This is a genomic window from Microcystis sp. LE19-41.2A (genome assembly GCF_027530405.1).
In the GTDB taxonomy this organism is placed as follows: Bacteria; Cyanobacteriota; Cyanobacteriia; order Cyanobacteriales; family Microcystaceae; genus Microcystis; species Microcystis aeruginosa.
This window is the reverse complement of the sequence record NZ_JAPZQJ010000589.1, coordinates 1-7,552: the sequence shown is the minus strand read 5'-3', so window position 1 is coordinate 7,552 and position 7,552 is coordinate 1. Positions and strand designations below refer to the sequence as shown.

The 7,552-nt window shown below is 44.3% G+C and carries 8 protein-coding genes; 3 read left to right on the top strand and 5 right to left on the bottom strand.

From position 1 onward, the window contains the following. The 3 genes from O9290_RS24680 to O9290_RS28630 all read right to left on the bottom strand — a co-directional run. The coding region (locus tag O9290_RS24680; protein ID WP_288087637.1) for a DUF2887 domain-containing protein at positions 1 to 229 on the bottom strand (229 nt) is incomplete at its 3' end. A gap of 9 nt (positions 230 to 238) precedes the next feature. Beyond that, a complete protein-coding gene (locus O9290_RS24675; RefSeq protein WP_288087635.1) occupies positions 239 to 364 on the bottom strand; it encodes a hypothetical protein in 126 nt (41 codons plus the stop codon). Positions 365 to 394: 30 nt separating this feature from the next. After that, a complete protein-coding gene (locus O9290_RS28630; protein ID WP_002760323.1) occupies positions 395 to 520 on the bottom strand; it encodes a hypothetical protein in 126 nt (41 codons plus the stop codon). 187 nt (positions 521 to 707) lie between these two features. On the opposite strand from O9290_RS28630, the gene O9290_RS24665 reads away from it, so the two are divergent. The 3 genes from O9290_RS24665 to O9290_RS24655 are packed head-to-tail and all read left to right on the top strand — an operon-like array spanning position 708 to position 4,611. Continuing rightward, positions 708 to 2,618, top strand: a complete 1,911-nt coding sequence (locus O9290_RS24665) for a heavy metal translocating P-type ATPase (protein WP_002760321.1) — start codon at positions 708 to 710, stop codon at positions 2,616 to 2,618. A gap of 20 nt (positions 2,619 to 2,638) precedes the next feature. Then, positions 2,639 to 3,919: a histidine--tRNA ligase gene (gene hisS, locus O9290_RS24660; protein WP_002760319.1), complete on the top strand. Its 1,281-nt coding sequence runs from the start codon at positions 2,639 to 2,641 to the stop codon at positions 3,917 to 3,919. A gap of 41 nt (positions 3,920 to 3,960) precedes the next feature. Further along, a complete protein-coding gene (locus O9290_RS24655; RefSeq protein ID WP_002760318.1) occupies positions 3,961 to 4,611 on the top strand; it encodes a hypothetical protein in 651 nt (216 codons plus the stop codon). Positions 4,612 to 4,856: 245 nt separating this feature from the next. Here the strand turns inward: O9290_RS24655 and murJ are convergent, their stop codons facing one another. Together murJ and O9290_RS24645 are read right to left on the bottom strand one after the other, a co-directional pair. Continuing rightward, the gene (gene murJ, locus O9290_RS24650) at positions 4,857 to 6,584 is read right to left on the bottom strand and encodes a murein biosynthesis integral membrane protein MurJ (protein ID WP_002760316.1); all 1,728 of its coding nucleotides are present in this window, start codon (positions 6,582 to 6,584) and stop codon (positions 4,857 to 4,859) included. Continuing rightward, positions 6,529 to 7,065 (bottom strand): hypothetical protein, encoded by a 537-nt coding sequence (locus O9290_RS24645; protein WP_002760314.1) that lies wholly within the window; start codon positions 7,063 to 7,065, stop codon positions 6,529 to 6,531. The genes murJ and O9290_RS24645 overlap by 56 nt, the downstream gene beginning before the upstream one ends. Positions 7,066 to 7,552: the final 487 nt, after the last annotated feature.

Here is a 7,552-nt window from a genome sequence, read left to right as displayed (position 1 = left end):
AAAAACGCGCATAAAACTCCGGATCATTCTGAAACTGAACTTCGGTAAAATAAATTGGTAAATCTTGCCGTTCTGGTAGAAAGACTCCATCGATGCGAAAAGATAGTTGTTTCACCTCTACGGAGGAAAATCGATAGAAATTGGCTAATTCCCTGGGAAAGTCGATTAACTCAAACAGAAGATCGGGAAAGGTTTGAAAAAGTCGGTAGAAAATCGTGTCGGTTTTCATGAGTTCAATCTATTCCGCTGGTGCGTCACGGGGTTCTGGAGGAGTATTTTTGACTTCTTTGGGGTTAATTGCCTTCGGACTGCCAATAAAGAGCGATTTTAGCCAATTCCATCGCTTTTTTAGTAAGGATAGCATCGAAGAAAAGCGGAAAGGAAGATAAGGAAATTATATCTCTACTGGCGAAAGTCGTCCCTCTACCGGTTCAAATTCGTCCTCTAATAGCCAATTTTCCGTTTCCTCGTAACTCGCACCGGTAAATACCACCTGATAACCCTCAGAGGGAGCGTACACGCGATAGTTTCCTGAAGATTAAGCCAGTAAAAGCAAGATATAGGGAGGAGAGCATCGGATCGATCCAAACCTCGGCAAAATTCCAATTATTATCAGCTAAGTTGGCTGCAGGGGATAACGTCCTAGGGGTTTTCTGCATCGATCTAATTTTTTCTAGAATGGGGAGAAAAGTAATTGCCATCGCTCCATGATTCAGAGTATCTCGTCCTCTTGGTTGTCTGAGTATTCCTCGGCAGTTGCCGCAGGAATTTGCGCTATTTTAGTCTTTTTTGGTTGGTTATGCCTACACTTTAATCTGATCGGCCCGGCTTTTATCCTACTAGCGATCGCATATCTGGTGGGAGGATACGAGAGTACCCAAGCAGGATTGACGACTTTATGGGAGGAAAAAGAACTAGATGTGGACCTCTTAATGATTGTAGCGGCCTTGGGGGCGGCGATTTTGGGACTCTGGGACAGTAATTACTATCTCATCATCGATGGAGCCGTTTTAATCCTGATTTTCGCTATTAGTGGTGCATTAGAACAGATTGCCATGGCGAAAACCGATCGCAATATTCGTTCTCTCATGGCCATGACCCCCGATACTGCTAGATTAATCACGGGAGACAGGGAAAAAAAGGTTCCTATCAAGCAATTACGGATCGGTGACACAGTTTTGGTCAAACCGGGTGAATTAATCCCCATTGACGGCATTATTATGGAGGGAAACAGTCCCATTAATCAAGCGCCAATTACCGGAGAATCGCTTCCCGTGGATAAAACCATCGGGGAAGAAGTCTTTGCGGGAACTCTCAACGGTGCAGGAGTGCTACGTTTAAAGGTGGAAACTCCCCCCGAAAGTCGCTTAATTGAGAGGGTGATTCGTTTGGTAGAAAAAGCGCAAAATGAATCCCCTCCCTCCCAACAGTTTATCGAAGGTTTCGAGCGGGGTTATGCGAAAATTATCGTGATTTTGGGCTTAATTTTCGGGATTTTACCGCCTTTTTTCTGGGGTTGGACCTGGGAAACCACTATCTATCGGGCCTTAATTTTTCTCGTGGTGGCTTCTCCCTGTGCTTTAATGGCCTCAATTATGCCAGCTTTGTTATCGGGTATCGCTAACGGGGCAAAACAGGGGATTTTATTCAAAAATGGCGCAAGATTGGAGATGATCGGCCGCATACGAGCGATCGCTTTTGATAAAACCGGCACTCTCACCCTTGGTAAGTTGCAAGTGGTGGAAATTATCCCTATCCATGCAGTCAGCGAAAATGAGGTGTTAGCGGTGGCTGCATCCCTAGAATCCTGTTCCGAACATCCCATCGGATCCGCTATTACCGCCACAGCCAGGGAACGTGGTATAAATTTCTTCAGTGCTAATCAGGTGCAAGCGGTATCGGGACGGGGTATCACGGGAAAAATTGCCGATAAGTCGGTATCTGTGGGCAATTTTGCCTATATTCGTGACCATATTTCCGATCTTGACCAGAATATCCTAGCTATGCGCGAACGTTTACAAAAAGAAGGCAGAACCCTAGTTTGGGTAGTACAAGAGAATCAGATAATCGGGGCGATCGCTGTGTCCGATACCCTGCGGGAATCGGCAGTTAATCTGGTGAAGCAGCTAAAAAAGATCGGTATCGAACATATCGTTTTAATTACGGGTGATAATCAACAAAGTGCCGATAAAGTCGCTGAAAAACTCGGCATTGAGGAAGTTTACGCTGATTTACTCCCCGAAGATAAGTTAACCGTTATCCAAAATCTGCAAGAAAAATATCACACTGTCGCTATGGTGGGGGATGGCATTAATGACGCGCCCGCTTTAGCTATGGCTAATGTGGGGATTGCCATGGGAAAAGCGGGTAGTGATGTGGCCTTGGAAACGGCCGATATTATCCTTATGTCCGATAATTTAGCCAAAATTCCCAGCGCAATTAACCTTGGTCGTCGTGCCAATCGCATTGTTAAACAGAATATCACTTTCGCCCTCGCGTTTATCGGCATATTGCTAATAGCCAATTTTGCCGGTGATATAACTTTACCTCTTGGTGTCATCGGTCATGAAGGATCGACGGTATTAGTGACTCTAAGCGGTTTAAGATTGTTCAAATAGGGATAAAAATACAGAGAACTATGGGCGAAATCCAGGCAATCCGAGGCACAAAAGATATTTTACCGGCGGAGGTCGGTTACTGGCAGTGGTTAGAGGAAACTGCAAGCAGAATTTTAGGGACTGCGCTGTATCAAGAGATACGAACTCCCATTTTTGAACAGACGCAACTTTTTGAACGGGGTATCGGGGAAGCGACGGACGTGGTAGGTAAAGAAATGTACACTTTCCTCGATCGCGGTCAACGTTCCCTGACTTTGCGACCGGAGGGAACGGCTGGGGTCGTTCGCGCCTATATTGAACACAAATTACAGGCCGCCGGAGGAGTACAAAGACTCTGGTATAAGGGGCCGATGTTTCGTTATGAACGTCCGCAAGCGGGTAGGCAGCGACAGTTTCATCAAATTGGGGTCGAATTGTTGGGAAGTGATGATCCTAGGGCGGATGTGGAAGTAATTACCCTTGCCAGCGAGATATTAAAAGCTGTGGGGCTAGAAAACCTAAAATTAGACCTTAATTCCCTGGGAAATGCCCAAGATAGGCAAAATTATCGTCAGGCCCTGCTAGATTATTTGACTCCCTACAAAGCTGATTTAGATGCGGATTCTCAACAGAGATTAGAAAAAAATCCCCTGCGAATTTTGGATAGTAAGGACGAGAAAACCAAGATTATCTGTAAGAATGCCCCCAGTATTCTTGAACATCTCGGCAGTGATTCTCAAAAGCATTTTGAACGGGTGCAATCTTTACTAACCGATTTGGGAGTTATCTATAATCTTAATCCCTGTTTAGTGCGAGGATTGGACTATTACACCCATACGGCCTTTGAAATTCAGTCCGATGATTTAGGCGCTCAAGCCACGGTTTGCGGTGGTGGTCGTTATGATGGTTTAATAGCTCAATTAGTCGGTCCAGACACACCAGCAGTGGGTTGGGCGATCGGTTTAGAACGTCTGATTATATTATTACAACAAAAGCAATCTTTATCTTTTTTGGTTCCCGATTTTTATCTCGTCTCCAAAGGAGAAAAAGCTGAGGCCCGCAGTGTGGTGTTAGCGCAACAATTACGCGGATTGGGGTTTAGCGTTGAGTTAGACTTAAGCGGCAGCGCTTTCGGAAAACAATTTAAACGGGCCGATCGAGCTAAGGCGGTGGGCTGTATAATTTTGGGGGATGCTGAGGCTGAAAATGGCACGGTACAACTGAAATGGATGGCCACCCAAGAACAAATTAGTCTAACCCAAGCGGATTTATTGACACAAGCAAGGGAATTAAAAGCGCAAATCTCTCGGCACAAATCCTAAGTTTTAGCGTCATGGCCAAACATTAGGCCTAGGCTAGGATTATGGAATTTATACTGCAAAAACAAGGGGAGAATCACGGACACACAATTTCTAATAATTCTCTAGAAATTGTCTCGGGAAACTATCGTCTCTTGGCCCGTCTGGATTCTCCTTTTGCTCATATTGAAGTGCGTATCGATTACGAATCTCCCGAAAGTAGTGAAAGATATACTCATTATTATCGATCGGATGCCGGGGGTTGGCTGGAAATTTTTTCCTATCGAGATTTGGGAATAGGTAGCTGGAAAATTCGCTGTTATGGGGATATTCTGGCAGAATTGGGGGGGCAAGGTTGGCAAGAAATGTTAACTTTAATTGTTACTCCTGTTAAGATCAATTATCTGGCTCAATTAGAACAGTTGATTAAAACCGAAATTGAACCTTTATTAGCACGAGAATCCTCTCCAGAGATGGTAAAATTAGAACTGGCCGATTTAACCAATAATTCTGCCTTTGTTTTTGATTTATGCCTACCGGGGCAAACAATGACCGCTAGGGAAGGGGTAACTCTAGAACTGCCGGAACCTGCTAATATGAAAAAGAGCCTTCAAAGTTTATCTAATCGCAATTCTGCACCCCTACCCCCGAAAATATCCGGTTCTAATTCTCGCCGAAAATCACCGCAACTGCCCCCAATTCCTAAAAATAAATAGGGTTTGCTGAATAAATGTGAAAACCTTGTTGGGTAAAACTTTTAGACCTTTTGCCCATCAAAAAGTGCCGACCCTTGGAGTGATTGGGGGGAAAATTCAGGTACTTTTTCCCTGAAAATTAGATAATTGACCAGATGAAAATCGGTAAAACCCTACACCCTACACCCTACACCCTACACCCTGCCCCCAGAAAAAACTTTTTCAGCAAACCCTATGTAATGATGAGGTGAGGCAGCAACTTAAACCTAAGATTTTTTCAAGAACTTCTGACGAACTCGCGAGATTAATAGGTCTAATTCAGGTAACTTCAATAACATCGCACCGAGGAGGAATAAACCCACCGCTACGGTTGAAGCAAAACCTAACTGTAATAATTGTAAGAAAATATTACCAGCACCGAAAACCTTTTCCCATCCCCAACTAGCTCCCCAACTAGCAACACCAGAAAGCATTGTAATTACCGTTAATCCCAATAAGGATAAACCCCATTCTCCTAGAGGTAAACCCCCTAAACGACGATTTAAAATTACCGTAAAAATGCCCATAGAAAGGATATTAACCCCCACGGTTGCTAAAACAATCCCCGGAGTACCAAAAGGTCTATACAAGAGGAAATCCAGCACACCATTGAGAAAAATATTCACCATACTCACCTTAAAGGGAGTGTCACCATCACCCAAAGCATAGAACACTCGTACTAAAACATCGCGGCCGAGATAGAAAAACATCCCGAAACCGTAGGCCATTAATACGGGAACCACCTGTTCCGAGGCAGCCAGATTAAAGGCACCCCGTTGATAGATAACTCGCACTACCGGGAAAGCGAGGGCGATAAAGATAGCGGTGAAGGGTAACATGGTTAAAGCCGTCAATAATAAACCCTGACGGATTTTTCGCTTCAATTCTCCCCAATTTTCTGGTTCCGTCAGTCGAGAAAATATCGGCATAAACGGCACGAGAATCATGTTAGACATGATGCCCAAGGGCGTGAGAACGATAAAACTGGCGTAACGCATGGAAGCGGCGGCATTTTCGATAAAAGAAGCGAAAAAGAGGTCAGTATAAACGTTAATATGCAACATTCCCGAAGATAAGGTCGCCGGAATCATCACCCGCAACACCTCCGACACCCCCGGAATCCGCCAATCCCAACGAAATGTTAATTTTCCTAAACCTGCCTTGACTTGTGCGCCTACTTGTGCCAACCATTGCCAAAGCGCCCCAACGAGAGTACCGCCGGCGAGGACAAAACCCCCCAGTTGCACATATTGCGGCTCATCAATGCGATCGCCAAGTGACCAGGCCAGCAAACCCACCCCGATAATCACCGCCACACTGGAAAAAAGCGGACTGAGACTCGGTAGCCAGTATTGGTCCGCCGCGTTGAGAGTACCGAAACCGATGCCGATTAAACCAGCTAAAACCGCCATGGGGGCCATAATTTGCAGTTGTTGAATGGCCATGCTGCGGGTGGCGGCATCTAAACCGGGAGCGAGAACATCGATAAAAATATTGGCAAAAACGATTAAAAAGACGGTGACAGTTAATAAAATCGCACTGACTAGGGTGGTGACAGTCTCGACAATCGGCGCGGACTCGGATTTATCTCTTTTGGCCAAAACACTGACCAAAGCACTGTGAAAGGGGCCGTTAATGCCACCGAGGAGAATTAACAGAAAACCGGGGATAACGTAGGCAAAAGCGTAGGCGTTCACCACCGGCCCGACACCGTAGGCAGCGGCGATTACCTGTTCGCGGACTAAACCAAAAACCTTACTGATTAAGGTGGCAACGGCGACAATTCCGGCAATACCGGCTAAGGAACGGGTAGCTTTCTTATTAATGACGACACCTCGAAAGAAAACAACTGCATTGATCGATTTTACCCGTTTCTGTGTTCCCGTAGAAAAGCGATCTCTAGTTGTCAAATTTAATTTGACTGGAATGTATAACACCCATTTCCCCACAGACATTCGTATAATACCAAGAGCCAACTGAACCATAAATATTGATGGTTCTACGTTCTCTGACTGAACAGATGATATTGCCATTGGGGGATGTTCTCACATTTGATGGTGGAGAAAACACTATTGCTGTAGCGATTCTTGATGTGGATTGAGAACTATTAAATCTGTAACTACACACCACCTCTAGCATTGTTTGAGTCGCCTGAGAGCGGGGACGATGAATTTGTCTTTCGGGAAAAGTCGTCCAAGTTCCGTTATCACAATTAGCTTGGCTAACCAGTCGTTGATTTCCTAAATAATAAACAAAGTCAACACTACGGGAACTAGCCAGAACAATCGAACATAAATCGATGTTAACGCTTTTTCCCGTCACAGCAGTTCCGGCAAAGTAATTACAAGTTTCAGCCAAAACTATATTCGGTTTTGCCCAGGAAGCACCGATTACCATTGTCAAAGATAGACTAGAAATCAAAATAATTTTTTTCATGGTTGATTTGACATTTTCTGGAGGCTTTTTCTGAGATCATTTTATACTCAATTGAATTGCGGCTAGAACCTGATGGCGACAAAATATTAGTATTTTTTATCTAATTCTCTGTTCCCGTAGAAAAGCGATCGCTAGTTGTCAAATTTAATTTGACTGGAATGTATAACACCCATTTCTCCATAGACATTCGTATCATACCAAGAGCCAACCGAACCATAAATATTGATGGTTCTACTCTTGATTACAAAAATCGCCCGTTCAAGAAAACTTAACAATGCCACCAGCGATCGCAGTTTTAAAGTTTAATTAACAAGAAGATAGTGATCGCACTGGATGAAAGTATTTCTGGCTCTTCGTTACTTGTTATGGTTCGATAGGGGGGCATAAATCGACTAAATCCTTATCTGGCAAGAGACTTAATTGATTAGTTCGCTCTAGATAAAAAACAATTGACAAAAATCGCTAAATGCCTTTCTCTATAAGGGTT

Excerpts from the sequence above, each read along its gene's own strand:
- O9290_RS24675 (WP_288087635.1), bottom strand. The coding sequence starts at position 364 with ATGCTATCCTTACTAAAAAAGCGATGGAATTGGCTAAAATCGCTCTTT.
- O9290_RS24665 (WP_002760321.1), top strand. The coding sequence starts at position 708 with ATGATTCAGAGTATCTCGTCCTCTTGGTTGTCTGAGTATTCCTCGGCA.
- hisS (WP_002760319.1), top strand. The coding sequence starts at position 2,639 with ATGGGCGAAATCCAGGCAATCCGAGGCACAAAAGATATTTTACCGGCG.
- O9290_RS24655 (WP_002760318.1), top strand. The coding sequence starts at position 3,961 with ATGGAATTTATACTGCAAAAACAAGGGGAGAATCACGGACACACAATT.
- murJ (WP_002760316.1), bottom strand. The coding sequence starts at position 6,584 with ATGTCTGTGGGGAAATGGGTGTTATACATTCCAGTCAAATTAAATTTG.
- O9290_RS24645 (WP_002760314.1), bottom strand. The coding sequence starts at position 7,065 with ATGAAAAAAATTATTTTGATTTCTAGTCTATCTTTGACAATGGTAATC.